This is a genomic window from Streptomyces sp. NPDC014864, from assembly GCF_043081525.1.
GTDB lineage: Bacteria > Actinomycetota > Actinomycetes > Streptomycetales > Streptomycetaceae > Streptomyces.
On record NZ_JBIBWT010000017.1, the window covers coordinates 51,671 to 65,995 of the forward strand.

Consider the following 14,325-nt stretch of genomic DNA (forward strand, 5'->3'; position numbering starts at 1 on the left):
GAGTGCCGGGTTCCCTTTACTGTGACCGACCCGGGCGGCGCCCGGGCCGTCGTCACGTCGACCGGAGCGGACGGCCCGTCAGACCTTGTCGTGCACCGGGGGAGTGGACGGCTGCCGCTTCCCGGCGCCCGAACCGGCCGGCGCGAAGAACAGCGCCAGCGTCGGGACCAGGTACACCAGCCACACGGTGGCCTGGAGGACCGTCGGGTCGGGCTGGAAGTTGAACACGCCCTTCAGCAGGGTGCCGTACCAGCTGTCCGGCGGGACGGTGTCGCTGATGTCGAAGGCCAGGCTGCCCAGACCCGGGATCCAGCCGGCCTCCTGGAGGTCGTGCACGCCGTACGCGAGCACGCCCGCCGCGACCACGACCAGCATGGCGCCGGTCCAGGTGAAGAACTTGGCGAGGTTGATCCTCAGGGCGCCGCGGTAGAACAGCCAGCCCAGCAGGACCGCGGTGGCCAGGCCCAGCGCCACCCCGATCAGCGGGCGCGGAGTGCCGTCGGAGGCCGCGTGCACCGACGCCCACACGAACAGGGCGGTCTCCAGGCCCTCACGGCCCACGGCGAGGAACGCCGTGGCCACGAGCGCGCCCGTGCCCATCGCGAGGGCCGCGTCGAGCCGACCGTGCAGCTCGGACTTCAGGTGCCGGGCGGTGCGCCGCATCCAGAACACCATCCATGTCACCAGGCCGACCGCGACGATCGACAGGGAACCGCCGAGCGCCTCCTGGGCCTCGAACGTCAGCTCCTGCGAGCCGAATTCGAGGACGCAGCCGAAGCCCATGGCGATGGCGACGGCGATGACGATGCCGGCCCAGATGGGCTTGAGCGCGTCGCGCCGGCCGGTCTTGACCAGGTAGGCGATCAGGATGCACACGACGAGGCTGGCCTCCAGCCCCTCGCGCAGACCGATCAGGTAGTTGGAGAACACGGACTACGCCTCCTCGGACAGCAGCGTGCGTCCCCACCAGTCGCCCGCGTCACGGACGCCGGGCGGGACCGCGAAGACCGCCGAACCCACGTGCTGGATGTACTCGTTGAGCGCGTCGTGCGCCGCCAGCCTGCGCTGGAGCGGGATGAATCCCTTGCGCACGTCACGCTGGTAGGCCAGGAAGAACAGACCGGCGTCCAGGCGGCCGAGGCCGTCGGTGCCGTCGGTGAAGGAGTAGCCCCGGCGCAGGATGGTGATGCCGTCGTTGGAATCGGGGTGCGCGAGCCGGACGTGCGCGTCGGGCTTCATCGCCTTCAGGAACGGCGCGTCGTGCTCCTTGGCCCTGCCGACCGCGGCGCCCTCGCCCTTGTCCCGGCCGAAGACGTCCTCCTGCTCCTGCAGCGAGGTCCGGTCCCAGGTCTCGATGTTCATGCGGATGCGCCGGGCGACCAGGTACGACCCCCCGGTTATCCAGTCGGGCCCGTCGCCGTCGCCGACCCACACGAACTTCCTCAGCCGGTCCGGCTCGGTGCCCGCGATGTTGCGGGTGCCGTCCTTGAACCCGAAGAGGTTGCGCGGGGTCTGGGCGTGCGGGGTCGTCGACGAGGTCTTGCCGAAGCCGAGCTGGGACCAGCGGACGGCGACCTTGCCGAATCCGATGCGGGCCAGGTTGCGGATCGCGTGCACGGCGACCTGCGGGTCGTCCGCGCAGGCCTGCACACACAGGTCGCCGCCGGTGCGGGAGCGGTCCAGGTTGTCGCCGGGGAACTTGGGCAGGTCCACCAGCGCCGCGGGCCGCTTGTCCGCCAGCCCGAACTTGTCGAACAGCGACGGGCCGAAGCCGATGGTCAGCGTCAGCCGGGACGGCCGGAGCCCGAGCGCCTCGCCGGTGTCGTCCGGCGGCGCCTCGGCGAGCCCGCCGTACGCGCCCTCGCCGACCGCCTTCCCGGCGGTCATCCGGCGCGCGGCCGCCGTCCACTCCTTCAGCATCCGCACGAACTCGGCGCGGTCCTCGGTCTTCACGTCGAACGCGGCGAAGTGCAGCCGGTCCTGCACGGGGGTGGCGATGCCTGCCTGGTGCGTGCCGTGGAACTCCACCGCGGCGCCCGTCTCGGCGGCGACCGGGTCGGCGTCCTGGCCGGCGCGGGTCATCGCCGCCGCGCCACCGGCCGCGGCGGCGCCGAGCGCGAGCCCGGCCCCGCCCCAGCCGATCAGGGCGCGCCGGGAAGGCGCCTTCGCGGGCGTGCTGTCGGTGGTGGCTTCCTGGGTGTCCGTCATGGTCGTGGGTCCCCTCACTTCACGACGGTGGCGGCGAGCTTGGACAGCGGCTCGGCGAGCGCGTTCACCGCGTCCGAGAGCTCCTTGCGGTCGTCCGGGCCGACCTTGTCGTAGGAGACGAACTCGTACGACGTCTTGCCGGCGCGGTACTTGTCGAGCAGCGCCTCAAGCGCCGCGAACTGCTTGTCGAGCTCCTTGGTCAGCGCCGGGTCGTTGGCCTGCGCGGCCGGCTTCAGCAGCTCGTAGGCCTTCTGGGCGCCCTCGACGTTGCCCTTGAAGTCGACCAGGTCGGTGTGCGAGTAGGCCTCCTCCTCGCCGGTGACCTTGCCGGTGGCGACCTCGTCGAGAAGTTCCTTGGCGCCGTTGGCCATGGAGGTCGGGGTGATCTCGGCGGTGGCGACCCGCTTCCGCCAGTCCTTCAGGTCGGTGACCAACTGACCGGCGAGGGTCTTCTCCTCGGCGCCGATCTTCTTGTCCTTCCACAGCGCCTTCTCCAGGCGGTGCCAGCCGGTCCACTTCTGGCCGCCCTCCAGGCCGTCCTCGCGGACGTCGACCTTCGGGTCGATGTCGCCGAAGGACTCGGCGACCGGCTCGGTGCGCTCCCAGCCCAGCCGCGAGGGTGCGTACGCCTTCTTCGCGGCCTCCAGGTCGCCGGCCTGGACCGCCTTGGTGAAGGTCTCGACCCGGGGCAGGGTCTCGTCGGCCTGCGTCTGCACATAGGCGCGGTAGCCGGCGACGGCCTTGTCCAGCGCCGGGTTGCGCTTGGCCGTCGAGCCGCCGGTCGCCCGGACGTCCTGGCGGATGCCCTTGCCCTTCATGCCGGGCTTGCAGGCGATCCGGTAGGAGCCCGCCTTCACCTCGGCGGTGACCTTCTGCCGGGTGCCGGGACCGATGTTCTCGCGCTCGGCGACGACCCGGTCGTCCGGGAAGAGGACGTAGACCTCGGTGACCTTCGAGCCCTTGTTCTCGATGTCGAGCTCTATGTGGCCGGCCGGGAACTGCTTCTTGGACACCTCGCAGGCGTCGTCGGTCGCGGTCACGCTGATCACGTGGTCGCCGTCCCCGGCCGTGCTCTTCTGCGTACAGGCCGTCAGGGAGGTCAGGGCGGCCGCGGTGGCGGCGGCGGTGACGACGGAGAGTCGGACGGCTCGCATGCAGGCTCCAGACGAGAACGGTTCGGTGAGGCTTTCCTAAGTTACCTGAGGCTTACCTCACTGGAACCCACCCCCTCCGTGATTCGGCTCGCACGGAAAGCTCACAGACACGGCTTGATCGCAACAGAGGAAAGAGGACGCCAAGGGGCGTTAAAGAGACAGTCAAGGGAGCGTCCTGAGTGGCGCCGGTGCTTCAATTCCCGGGTGACTGACTACGACGTGCTGCGCGTGTTCTGCGGACCGCGGGGCGGCTACGGCAACGAGCTCGGCGTCGTCCGCGACGGCTCGGCGGTCCCGGAGCGGGGCGAACGCCAGGAACTCGCGGCGAAGCTCGGCTTCAGCGAGACGGTGTTCGTCGACGACCCCGAGCGCGGTGTCATCGACATCTACACCCCCACCCTGCGCCTGCCCTTCGCCGGTCACCCCTGCGTGGGCGCGGCCTGGCTGCTGGACGTGCCCGAGGTGGTGACGCCCGCCGGGGTGGCCGGCGCCCGCCTCGACGGGGAGTTCTCCTGGATCGAGGCGCGGGCGGAGTGGGTGCCGCCGCGCACCCTGCGCCGCTGCGCGACAGCCGCCGAGGTCGACGCGCTGCCCGTGCCGCCGCCCGGCATGGGGGCACCCCCCACGCCTTTCGGGCAGTGGGGGAGGCTCTACGCGTGGGCGTGGGAGGACGAGGCCGCCGGACGGGTGCGCGCCCGCGCCTTCACGGGCCGCGACGACGGCATCGACGAGGACGAGGCGACCGGCGCGGCCGCCCTGCTGCTCACCGAACAGCTGGGCCGGGCCCTCAACATCACCCAGGGCGCCGGCTCGCAGATCCTGACGGCACCGCAGCCGGGCGGCTGGGTGGAGGTCGGCGGACGGGTCGTCCTGGAGCGTTAGTCCCCTCGTCGCACCGGGCTGAAGCGGATCGCACCGAGCCGAAGCGGATCGCACCGAGCCGAAGCGGATGACACCCCGCCGAAGCGGGTCGCACACGGCGAAAGCGCTCCGCCGGGGGTCCGCTACGCGCTCAGCGGGAACTCCTCGCCGAGTTCGGCGAGCACGGCGCTGTTCATCGCGAAGGACCGCTGGCACTCCGCGACCATCCGCTGCCGCTCCAGGTCGTCCGCCCGGACCTCGTCCAGCCGGTGCCGGTAGTCGCGCTTGAACGCGGCCGGACTGTCGATCCGGTCGAAGACGTAGAAACGGACCCCGTCGCCCTTGCGCGGGAACCCCCAGGTCCGCTCCGCCCGGTCGCGGATGATCTGGCCGCCGGAGAGGTCCCCGAGGTAGCGGGTGTAGTGATGGGCGACGTAGCCGGCCGGCCAGGCGCGGGCGCACTCCGCGATCCGGTCCGTGTACACCCGGGTCGCCGGCAGCGCGTCGAGGGTCGAGCGCCAGCCGGGGCCCCGCAGGTGGGCCAGATCCCGCTCCAGGGCCGCCAGACGCATCAGCTCCGGCCGTATGAACGGCCCGGCCACCGGGTCCGACGTCAGCGGCCCGGCACCGCTCTCCAGCGCCTCGTAGACGAACCAGAGCTGCTCGGTGTAGCGCGCGAAGGCCTCGACGCCGAGCCGGCCGCCGAGCAGGTCGCCCAGGAACGGCGAGGCCTCCGCCGCCCGGTGCTGCTCCCGCGAGGCGGCCCGGACGACCGCGGAGAAGGGGTCCATGCGCTCTCCCCGGTCGATGAGGTTGCCGACATACTGTCGGTAAATCCTATCCCGGGACGGTCGCGGGCGCACCGGCCTACGACAGCGTGAGGATCTCCGCCCCCGAGTCCGTCACCACCAGCGTGTGCTCGAACTGCGCCGTGCGCCTGCGGTCCTTGGTGACGACCGTCCAGCCGTCGTCCCAGATGTCGTACTCGTGGGTGCCGAGCGTCAGCATCGGCTCGATCGTGAAGGTCATCCCGGGCTGGATGACCGTCGTCGCGTGCGGGCTGTCGTAGTGCGGGACGATCAGGCCGGAGTGGAACGACGAGTTGATGCCGTGTCCGGTGAAGTCCCGCACCACGCCGTACCCGAAGCGCTTGGCGTACGACTCGATGACCCGGCCGATGATGTTGATCTGCCGGCCCGGCCGCACCGCCTTGATCGCGCGGTGGAGGGCCTCGCGGGTCCGCTCGACCAGCAGCCGACTCTCCTCGTCCACCTCGCCGACCAGGTAGGTGGCGTTGTTGTCGCCGTGCACCCCGCCGATGTACGCGGTCACGTCGAGGTTGACGATGTCGCCGTCCCGCAGCACGGTCGAGTCCGGGATGCCGTGGCAGATCACCTCGTTGACCGAGGTGCACAGCGACTTGGGGAAGCCCCGGTAGCCGAGCGTCGAGGGGTAGGCGCCGTGGTCGCACATGAACTCGTGCGCCACCCGGTCCAGCTCGTCCGTCGTGACGCCCGGCGCGATGTGCCGGGCGGCCTCCTCCATGGCCTGCGCGGCGATCCGCCCGGCGACCCGCATCGCCTCGACGGTCTCCGGCGTCTGCACCTCCGGCCCGGTGTACGGCTTCGGCGCGGGCCGGCCGACGTACTCGGGGCGGCGGATGTTTCCGGGCACGGAACGGGTGGGGGACAGCTCCCCCGGGACGAGCAGCGACTGGCCAGACATGTCAGCGAGTCTATCCAGGGGCGATGGGGGAACATGTCGGTGGCGAGAGGAGCTGGTCATGGCCCTGTTCAAGAAGCGGACCGCCGGAAAGCCGGGCGAGTGGTACTACTGCCTGGAGCACAAGAAGGTCGAGGAGGGACCCGAGTGTCCCGCCAAGGACCGGTTCGGCCCGTACGCCTCCCCTACGGAGGCCCAGCACGCGATGGAGATCGCCCGCGAGCGCAACGTCGAATGGGAGACCGACCCCCGCTGGCACGACGCCCCGGCGGCCGGCCCCACCGACGACGACTGATCAGACGCCTGCCCGCACCGCGGCTGCGCGCATCTCGCGCAGCCGCACCGCGTGCTCGTCGGTCCGGGCGTCGTAGGTCATCAGCCTCGGCAGGCACAGGGCCAGCAGCCCGACCGCGCCCGCGCACAGCAGCCCGCCCGACCACACCGACGTGCGCACCCCCGCCCACGCGGCGATGCCGCCCGAGCGGACCTGGCCCAGCTGAGGTCCCACCGAGTACGACAGCAGCTCGATCCCGGCCAGCCTGCCGCGCAGCTCGTCGGGGATCGTCTGGTTCCACATCGCACCCCGGAAGATCCCGCTGACCATGTCGCAGCCGCCCGCGACGGTGAGGCACAGCAGCACCAGCCACACATTGCCGACGAGGCCGGCCGCGGCCACCGCCAGGCCCCACGACAGGGCCGCCAGCACCACCGCCCGCCCGTGCCGGTGGACCCGTGAAGTCCAGCCGCCGGACAGGCTCACCAGCAGCGACCCCAGCGGGAGCGTCGCGTACATCAGCCCCAGCGACCAGCGCGCGTGCAGCTCGTCCGCGAGGAACGGCAGGACGGCCAGCGGCATCGCCAGGAACATCGCCGCCAGGTCGACGGCGTAGGTGCCGAGCAGTTCCTTCCTGCTCCAGGCGTACCGGGCGCCCTCGGCGATCGACGCCAGTGACGGGCGCGCCGCCTCGCGGGACGCGGGCTGCGTGGCGATGCGGACCACGAGCAGCACGGAGACGGCGAAGGTGGCCAGGTCGGCCGCGTACGCCGTGGGCAGCCCCGCGAAGGCGACGACCACGCCCGCCACGGCAGGGCCCGCCACGCCACCGAGCGTCCAGCGCAGGGAGTTCAGCGAGGTGGCCGCCGTGAGGTGCTCGTGGGCCACGATCCGCGGCCAGAGCGAGTCCAGCGCGGGCCGCTGCACCGCGGTCAGGGCCGAGGAGAGGGCGGCGACCGCGTACAGCGGCCAGACCGCCGGGCGCGGCAGGAGCGCGTCGGCCAGCAGCGCCGCGCTGAGCACCCCCTGGCCGACCTCGGTCCACAGGATCAGCAGGCGCTTGTCCACTGCGTCGGCGAGGGCACCGCCGTACAGCCCGAACACCACCAGCGGCACCAGTTCCACGGCCCCGATCGCGCCCACCGCCGCGGCCGACCCGGTGAGTTCCTTCATCTGCACCGGCAGCGCGACGAGGGTCAGGAAGCTCCCGAAGTTGGAGATCAGGCCCGCCACCCAGAGCCTGCGGAAGTCACGGGAGTGCCGCCAGGGGGCGAGGTCCGGGAGTAGGGCCCGAAGGCCGGAGGGGGACGTGCCGGTGGCTGCGGGGGCTTGGTCGGTCACGACGGTTGATGCTCGGCGCGGACGCGGCACCGGGCAACCGCTTTTCAGGGCGCCGCGCGGCGGGGCGGGGTCACCAGCGGGCCGGGGGTGGGGCCGTCAGGGAGTCGGCCAGGCGGGAGAGGCGGTCGCGGAGGCGGCCGCGTCCCCGTGGGGCGGGCAGCGCGTTCTCCCCGGCGGCCGCGCTGACCAGGTGCTGCACGGTGTCCAGATCCAGCTCGGAACCGTCCGGCACGGCCAGTGACTCGTGGGCCAGCGCCGCCAGGTCCCGGTCGCCGGGGCCGAGGGCGAGCACCGTGGCCCCGGCCCGCCGGGCGTCGTGGATCCGCTCGCACAGACAGCCGCCCGGACCGTCCGGCGCGACCACCAGCAGCGTCTCGCCGCGCCGGGCCGCCTCCAGCCGGCCGAGACCGACCGCCAGGTGCGCCGGGTCCGAGGGGCGCGCCCCGTGCCGTACCAGCGTCGGCGCCAGCTCCGGGGTGCCCGACCAGGCGGCCTCGTCCACGAGATGCGCCGCCAGGTGCCACGGCTCGTACCGGGGCGTGCCGACCAGCAGCAGCCCGCCGCCGTGCGACACCACGGACCCCCGCAGCACCCCGGCGAACCGCCGGGTGGCACCCAGCCACTCGGTCCCGGCAAGTACTTCGCGCAACAACGCGACCCGTACGGCGTCCATACGAGCGCATCCTGCCGCAACCGGGCACGAGTGACGTGGAGTTCACCCCGAATTCGCCCGACCCGGGGACGACGGGCGGTATCGGACGATCGCCTTCCGGCGGGTGGCCGGTGCCGCGGCTCACGGCAAGATCCGAAAGGGCCTCCCTGGACCGGTCGGCGTGCCGGGACGGACGTAGAGTCGGCCCATGACCTCCAGCGACAGTGCACAGCAGCCCGCGAAGGCCCCCGCCAAGGACCCGTGGGACCTCCCCGACGTCTCCGGGCTCGTCGTCGGCGTGCTCGGCGGCACCGGCCCCCAGGGCAAGGGCCTCGCCTACCGCCTCGCCCGGGCCGGCCAGACGGTGATCATCGGCTCCCGCGCCGCGGAGCGCGCCCGGGCCGCGGCCGAGGAGATCGGCCACGGAGTCGAGGGCGCCGACAACGCCGAGACCGCCCGGCGCAGCGACATCGTGATCGTCGCCGTGCCCTGGGAGGGCCACGGCAAGACCCTGGAGTCCCTGCGCGAGGAACTCGCCGGCAAGCTCGTCGTGGACTGCGTCAACCCGCTCGGCTTCGACAAGAAGGGCGCCTACGCCCTCAAGCCCGAGGAGGGCAGCGCCGCCGAGCAGGCCGCCGCGCTGCTGCCCGACTCGCGGGTGACCGCCGCCTTCCACCACCTGTCCGCGGTGCTGCTCCAGGACCCGGAGGTCGACGAGATCGACACCGACGTCATGGTCCTCGGCGAGGAGCGGGCCGACGTGGAGACGATCCAGGCGCTGGCCGGGCGCATCCCCGGGATGCGCGGCATCTTCGCCGGGCGGCTGCGCAACGCCCACCAGGTGGAGTCGCTGGTCGCCAACCTGATCTCCGTCAACCGCCGGTACAAGGCGCACGCGGGACTCCGCATCACGGACGTATGACCTGATGGGGGACACTGGTCGGCGACGTTCCGAGCAGTGTCCCCGACAGGAGCCGACCATGCCTCCCCTGCCCACGACCGGTCCGACCCGGCGCCTCGCCCTCTACGCCCTGATCGTCTGTGTGCTCTCCGTGGCCGCGGCCGTCGTCTCCTTCGTGCGGGGCAGCTGGCTGGGAGTCGTGTGGGTCCTGCTGGCGGGCCTGTCCTCCAACATGGCCTGGTACTACGTCCGCCGCGGCCGGGCCGCCCGCGACCGCTCGGTCACCGGCTGACCGAGCAGAAGTCCGGGGCCGCTTCCCAGACCCGGTACAGCGACTGGCCGCAGTAGCTCGCCGAGTCGCCGACCCCGAGCGCGCGCAGGACCGCGTCGACCGCGTCGAAGAACGCGCCGTTGACCGACGGCACCCACAGCAGCGCGAAGACGAACAGCAGGCCGAACGGCGCGAACGGCTCCACCTGCCGCTTGACGCCGTACGGCAGCCAGGGCTCGATCACGCCGTAGCCGTCCAGGCCGGGCACCGGCAGGAAGTTCAGGATCGCGGCGGAGACCTGGAGCAGCGCCAGGAAGGCGAGGGCGTACCGGAAGCCGGTGGGCACGTCGTCCATCGTGCCGAGCCAGAACGGGGCCGTGCACACCGCCGCGAACAGCACGTTCGTCAGCGGGCCCGCGGCCGAGATCACGCTGTGCCGCCAGCGGCCCCGGATCCGGTGGTCCTCGATGAACACCGCCCCGCCGGGCAGGCCGATCCCGCCCATGATCAGGAACAGCACGGGCAGCACGATGCTCAGCAGGGCGTGCGTGTACTTCAGCGGGTTCAGCGTGAGGTAGCCCTTGGCGCCGACGGAGATGTCGCCGCTGTGCAGCGCGGTGCGCGCGTGCGCGTACTCGTGCAGGCACAGGGAGACGATCCAGGCCGCCGTCACGAAGAGGAAGACGGCCACGCCCGGCTGCTGGGCGAACCCGGTCCAGGTGGCCCATCCCGTGACCGCCGTGACGGCCAGGATCCCGACGAAGACGGGACTGATCCGCCGGTCGCTGTGGCGGCTGGTGACGCTGGTCATACGGGACGGCTCCTGGAGGTGTGGGTCGGAGAGGTGGGGTCGACCGTACCGGTGATGAGGGGGGAACGTCCCGTGGAGGGCGGGAGGTTCCTGCCGGTCGTGCGCCCGTGACCGGGGCGACCGGGAAACCCGGAGGAGATGACCCGGCGTTCCCGGGGACAATGGCTCCCGTGCGTTACGGCATCCTCGGCACCACCCAGGCGCTCCGTCCCGACGGCACCGTCGTCCCGGTCGGCGGGGCGCGGCTGCGTGCCCTGCTGACCGTGCTCGCCCTGCGGCCCGGCCGTACGGTCCCGGTGCGCTTCCTCGTCGACGAGGTGTGGGACGGCGACCCGCCCGCCGACGCCACGGGCGCCCTGCAGGCACTGGTCGGGCGGCTGCGCCGGGCGCTCGGCGCGGACGCGGTCGCCTCCGCCGAGGGCGGCTACCGGCTCACCGCCGCGGCCGACGACATCGACCTGCACCGCTTCGAACGGCTGGCCGACGAGGGCGTGCGGGCGCTGTCCGACGGCGACCCGGCCAAGGCGGCGGCCGTCCTCGACGACGCCCTCGCCCTGTGGCGCGGCCCGGCCCTCGCCGACCTGCCCGACCGGACCGCCGAGGCGGCCCGCTGGGAGACCCGCCGGCTGGAGGCGCGCCGCGCCCGGCTCACCGCCGACCTCGCCCTCGGCCGTGCCGACCGGGCCCTGCCCGAGCTGACCGCCCTGTGCGGAACCCACCCCCTGGACGAGCCCCTCCAGTGCCTCCGCCTGAGCGCCCTGCGCGACACTGGCCGCACGGCCGAGGCACTGGCGGCGTACGAGCGCCTGCGCCGCCTCCTCGCGGACCGCCTCGGCTCGGACCCGGGCCCGGAACTGCGTGCCCTGCACCGGGAGTTGCTGCACACGCGCGAGCCGGGCGTGCCGGGCGTGCCGAAGATGCCGGGTGGGTCGGACGTGCCAGGCGGCCCGGAGGTGCCTGGCGGGTCGGGCGTGCCTGGCGGGTCGGGCGTGCCCGGTAGGTCGGGTGTGCCAGGTGGATCGGGTGGCGTGACTGGCGGGTCCGGCCTGTCCGGTGCTGCAGGCGTGACGGCTGGGTCGGGCAGGTCGCGCGTGCCCGGTGGCTCTGGCGTGCCTGGCGGGTCGGGCGTGCCGGGTGTGCCAGGTGGATCGGGTGGGGTGACTGGCGGGTCCGGCGTGTCCGGCGTGTCCGGCGGGTCCGCCGAGCCGAACGTGGCGCATGTGCCCGGCGAGCCGAGCCTGCCTGGCGGGTCCGCTGTGCCAGGGGGGTCGGACGTGCCGGGCGAGCACGGCTTCGGCGCACCCGCGCCAGGGGAGTCCCGTACGAAGGCCGTGCCGCCGGGCGGTACGGGCGCGCCCGAGGCCGCGCGGGAGACGGGCGGTGTCCCCGGTGGCCGGGACGCGGGCGGTGCGGCCGGGGGACCGGCCCCGTTCGAGGCGGCCGGCGACCGTTCGCGCGCGCCCGTCGCAGCGCGGGTCCGCGGGGATCTTCAGCGGGCCGCGACGGGTTCCGCCTACGACGCCGGTGCGTCCGTCGACGGGCGGGGAGAAGGCGGCCGGGGGCCTCTCCCGGCGGGCGACTCCACGTCCCCCGGCAACCTGCGGGCCCGGCTCACCTCCTTCGTCGGCCGGGAGGCCGACATCGACTCGATCCTGGCCGACCTCGACGGCGCCCGGCTGGTGACCCTGCTCGGGCCGGGCGGGGCCGGGAAGACCCGGCTGTCGCAGGAGGCCGCCGACGCCGTCCGGCCCGCGCCGCGGGACGGGGTGTGGCTGGCCGAGCTCGCTCCCGTCGACGACCCGGACGCCGTACCCGAGGCCGTGCTCACCGCCGTCGGCGCCCGCGAGACCGTGCTCTACGGCGCCGGTGCCGAGGAGATGCGGGCCGCGGTCGCCGACCGGCACGACAGCCCCGTCGAGCGGCTCGTCGAGCACTGCTCCCGGCGCCGGATGCTGATCCTGCTCGACAACTGCGAGCACGTCGTCGGCGCGGCGGCCCGCCTGGCCGAGGAACTGCTCGCCCGCTGCCCCCACCTCACCGTGCTCGCCACCAGCCGCGAACCCCTCGGGGTGCCCGGGGAGGTGCTGCGGCCGGTGGAGCCGCTGCCCGAGCCCGTGGCGCTGCGGCTGTTCGCCGACCGGGGAGCGGCCGTACGGCCCGGATTCCGCGCCGACGCCGACGACGACACCGCGGCCGCCTGCGCCGAGATCTGCCGACGCCTGGACGGCCTGCCGCTGGCCATCGAACTCGCCGCCGCCCGGCTGCGGATGCTGACCCCGCGCCAGATCGCCGAACGCCTCGACGACCGCTTCCGCCTCCTCACCTCCGGCAGCCGCACCGTCCTGCCCCGCCAGCAGACCCTGCGGGCCGTCGTCGACTGGTCCTGGGACCTGCTCGACGAGGACGAACGGGACGTCCTGCGCCGGCTGTCCGTCTTCGCGGGCGGCTGCGGCCTCGCCGCCGCCGAGGCCGTGTGCGGACCGGCCGCCTTCGACGCCCTCGGCTCCCTCGTCGACAAGTCCCTCGTGACGGCCGCCCCCGCACCGGACGGCGAGATGCGCTACCGGCTCCTGGAGACCGTCGCCGAGTACGCCGGCGAACGGCTCGACGAGGCCGGCGGCCGCAAGGAGGCCGAGCGCGCCCACCTGACGTACTACCGCGAACTCGCCCGTACCACCGACCCGTTGCTGCGCGGGCCTCGGCAGCACGCCGCCGTCGGACGGTTCGAGCTCGAGTACGAGAACCTGCGCACCGCCCTGCGGCACGCCATCGCCGAACGCGACGAGCAGGAGGCGCTGTGCCTGGTCCTGTCCCTGGTCGCGTACTGGCAGATGCGGGATGTGCGCATCGAGGCCCGCACCTGGTGCGCCGAGGTCATGGCCCTCGGGCCCGATCCCTTCACCGAGCCGGTCCGCCGCGCCGCCCCGGTGTGGCAGCGGTGCACGGACCGCCCGCCGCCGATGACCGGCGAGGTGCTCGCCGAGGCCCGGCGCGGCGTCCATCTGGCCCACCTCGCCTGCATGGACACCGAACTGGACGCCTGGGAACGGCCCGAGGCCAAGGAGAAGCTGCGCGTCATCACCGAGGTGTACGAGCCCGGCCTCCCGCAGACCTGCCGCAGCCCCGGCATGGTGTGGATCTTCGCGGTGATGCTCACCGGCGACATGGAACGGCTCCGCACGGTCGTCGACGCCGCCGTCCGCACCTGCCGTGGCAACCCCGCGTTCGAGCACGAACTGGCCACCGCCCTGCAGTTCCGGGCCAACCTGCTGGCCAACCGCACCGACTGGGCCGGTGACGCCGCCCGGGACGCCGAGGAGTCGCTGGAGATCTTCCGCCGCCTCGGCGACGCCTGGGGCACCGCCGAGGCACTCTCCGCGCGGGGCGAGGCCCTGGAGCGCACCGGCCGGTACCTGCCCGCCGCCGCCGACTACGAGGCCGCCGTGGAGCATGCCGAACGCCTCGGCGCCCACGCCCAGGTGAACGTCCTCAGCGCCCGCCTCGGCAGCGCCCTGCTGGAGGCGGGCGAGACCGAGCGGGGCGAGGCGATCCTGCGCGAGGTGATCGACCGGGGGGACGGCGGGCACAACGAGGCGATGCCCCTCGCCCGGGTCGTCCTCGCCTGCCGGCTCGGCATGACCGGCCGTATCGCCGAGGGCCGCGAGCACCTGCGGCTGCTGCGCGAGGACTTCACCATCGCCCACTTCGTGGTCTTCGACGGGTTCATCCTCGGCGCCGAGGCCTGGCTGGACGCGGCCGACGGGCGCCACGAGGACGCCCTCGACAAGGCCCGCCGGGCGCTCGAACGGGCCCAGGACCCCCTGTCCGAGGCCATCGCTCCCGCCATGCGGTCCGCCTACCTGACCATCGCCGCCGTGGCCCTGGCCGGCCTGGACGAGGGCGGCCGCGCCCGGGACGCCGCCCGCTGCGTCGGCGCCGCCGACGCCCTGCTGCCCCCGCGCCACCACCCCTCCGCGCTGGAACGCCACGTCCGCGACCGGGCGGTGCGGGGCGTCCGGGCCGTCCTCGGCGACGACGCCTACGAGACCGCGCACGCGGAGGGCGGCGGCCTCTCCGTGCGGGAGGCCGCCGCCCTGATCTGACGCGTCACGACGAGGACGTGCCCGAAC

General features: G+C 73.6%; 13 protein-coding genes. 5 read left to right on the plus strand and 8 right to left on the minus strand.

All coding sequences use genetic code 11. From position 1 onward, the window contains the following. Positions 1–78: 78 nt before the first annotated feature. The 3 genes from efeU to efeO are packed head-to-tail and all read right to left on the minus strand — an operon-like array spanning position 79 to position 3,362. Positions 79–930: an iron uptake transporter permease EfeU gene (efeU, locus tag ACF1A5_RS26700; RefSeq protein WP_392195415.1), complete on the minus strand. Its 852-nt coding sequence runs from the start codon at positions 928–930 to the stop codon at positions 79–81. A 3-nt stretch (positions 931–933) separates the two neighbouring features. Then, positions 934–2,208 carry an iron uptake transporter deferrochelatase/peroxidase subunit gene (efeB, locus tag ACF1A5_RS26705; protein ID WP_392195416.1) on the minus strand — a complete coding sequence of 425 codons (1,275 nt, stop codon included), beginning with the start codon at positions 2,206–2,208 and terminating at the stop codon, positions 934–936. 14 nt (positions 2,209–2,222) lie between these two features. After that, positions 2,223–3,362: an iron uptake system protein EfeO gene (gene efeO, locus ACF1A5_RS26710; RefSeq protein ID WP_392195417.1), complete on the minus strand. Its 1,140-nt coding sequence runs from the start codon at positions 3,360–3,362 to the stop codon at positions 2,223–2,225. 204 nt (positions 3,363–3,566) lie between these two features. Between efeO and ACF1A5_RS26715 the strand changes: the two genes are divergently transcribed. Further along, positions 3,567–4,244 (plus strand): PhzF family phenazine biosynthesis protein, encoded by a 678-nt coding sequence (locus ACF1A5_RS26715; protein ID WP_392195418.1) that lies wholly within the window; start codon positions 3,567–3,569, stop codon positions 4,242–4,244. 122 nt (positions 4,245–4,366) lie between these two features. On the opposite strand, the gene ACF1A5_RS26720 is transcribed toward ACF1A5_RS26715, so the two are convergent. Together ACF1A5_RS26720 and map are read right to left on the minus strand one after the other, a co-directional pair. Further along, complete coding sequence (locus tag ACF1A5_RS26720) at positions 4,367–5,014, minus strand: heme oxygenase (biliverdin-producing) (protein ID WP_392195419.1); 648 nt, start codon at positions 5,012–5,014, stop codon at positions 4,367–4,369. Positions 5,015–5,090: 76 nt separating this feature from the next. Then, positions 5,091–5,948 (minus strand): type I methionyl aminopeptidase, encoded by an 858-nt coding sequence (gene map / locus ACF1A5_RS26725; protein ID WP_392195420.1) that lies wholly within the window; start codon positions 5,946–5,948, stop codon positions 5,091–5,093. A gap of 58 nt (positions 5,949–6,006) precedes the next feature. On the opposite strand from map, the gene ACF1A5_RS26730 reads away from it, so the two are divergent. Further along, positions 6,007–6,240: a hypothetical protein gene (locus tag ACF1A5_RS26730; protein ID WP_392195421.1), complete on the plus strand. Its 234-nt coding sequence runs from the start codon at positions 6,007–6,009 to the stop codon at positions 6,238–6,240. Here the strand turns inward: ACF1A5_RS26730 and ACF1A5_RS26735 are convergent, their stop codons facing one another. Then, positions 6,241–7,560 carry an MFS transporter gene (locus ACF1A5_RS26735; RefSeq protein WP_392195422.1) on the minus strand — a complete coding sequence of 440 codons (1,320 nt, stop codon included), beginning with the start codon at positions 7,558–7,560 and terminating at the stop codon, positions 6,241–6,243. It lies immediately after the preceding gene. Positions 7,561–7,630: 70 nt separating this feature from the next. Next, the gene (locus ACF1A5_RS26740) at positions 7,631–8,233 is read right to left on the minus strand and encodes a hypothetical protein (protein ID WP_392195423.1); all 603 of its coding nucleotides are present in this window, start codon (positions 8,231–8,233) and stop codon (positions 7,631–7,633) included. Positions 8,234–8,420: 187 nt separating this feature from the next. Between ACF1A5_RS26740 and npdG the strand changes: the two genes are divergently transcribed. Next, positions 8,421–9,134: an NADPH-dependent F420 reductase gene (gene npdG, locus ACF1A5_RS26745; protein ID WP_392195424.1), complete on the plus strand. Its 714-nt coding sequence runs from the start codon at positions 8,421–8,423 to the stop codon at positions 9,132–9,134. A 4-nt stretch (positions 9,135–9,138) separates the two neighbouring features. Then, positions 9,139–9,405, plus strand: a complete 267-nt coding sequence (locus ACF1A5_RS26750; protein WP_392195425.1) for a hypothetical protein — start codon at positions 9,139–9,141, stop codon at positions 9,403–9,405. On the opposite strand, the gene ACF1A5_RS26755 is transcribed toward ACF1A5_RS26750, so the two are convergent. Next, positions 9,395–10,195, minus strand: coding sequence for a site-2 protease family protein (locus ACF1A5_RS26755; protein WP_392195426.1), 801 nt, complete (start codon positions 10,193–10,195; stop codon positions 9,395–9,397). The two genes, ACF1A5_RS26750 and ACF1A5_RS26755, sit on opposite strands and share 11 nt — an antisense overlap. A gap of 161 nt (positions 10,196–10,356) precedes the next feature. On the opposite strand from ACF1A5_RS26755, the gene ACF1A5_RS26760 reads away from it, so the two are divergent. Continuing rightward, on the plus strand, positions 10,357–14,298 hold the full coding sequence (locus ACF1A5_RS26760) for a BTAD domain-containing putative transcriptional regulator (protein WP_392195427.1): 3,942 nt from the start codon (positions 10,357–10,359) through the stop codon (positions 14,296–14,298). Positions 14,299–14,325 lie beyond the last annotated feature (27 nt).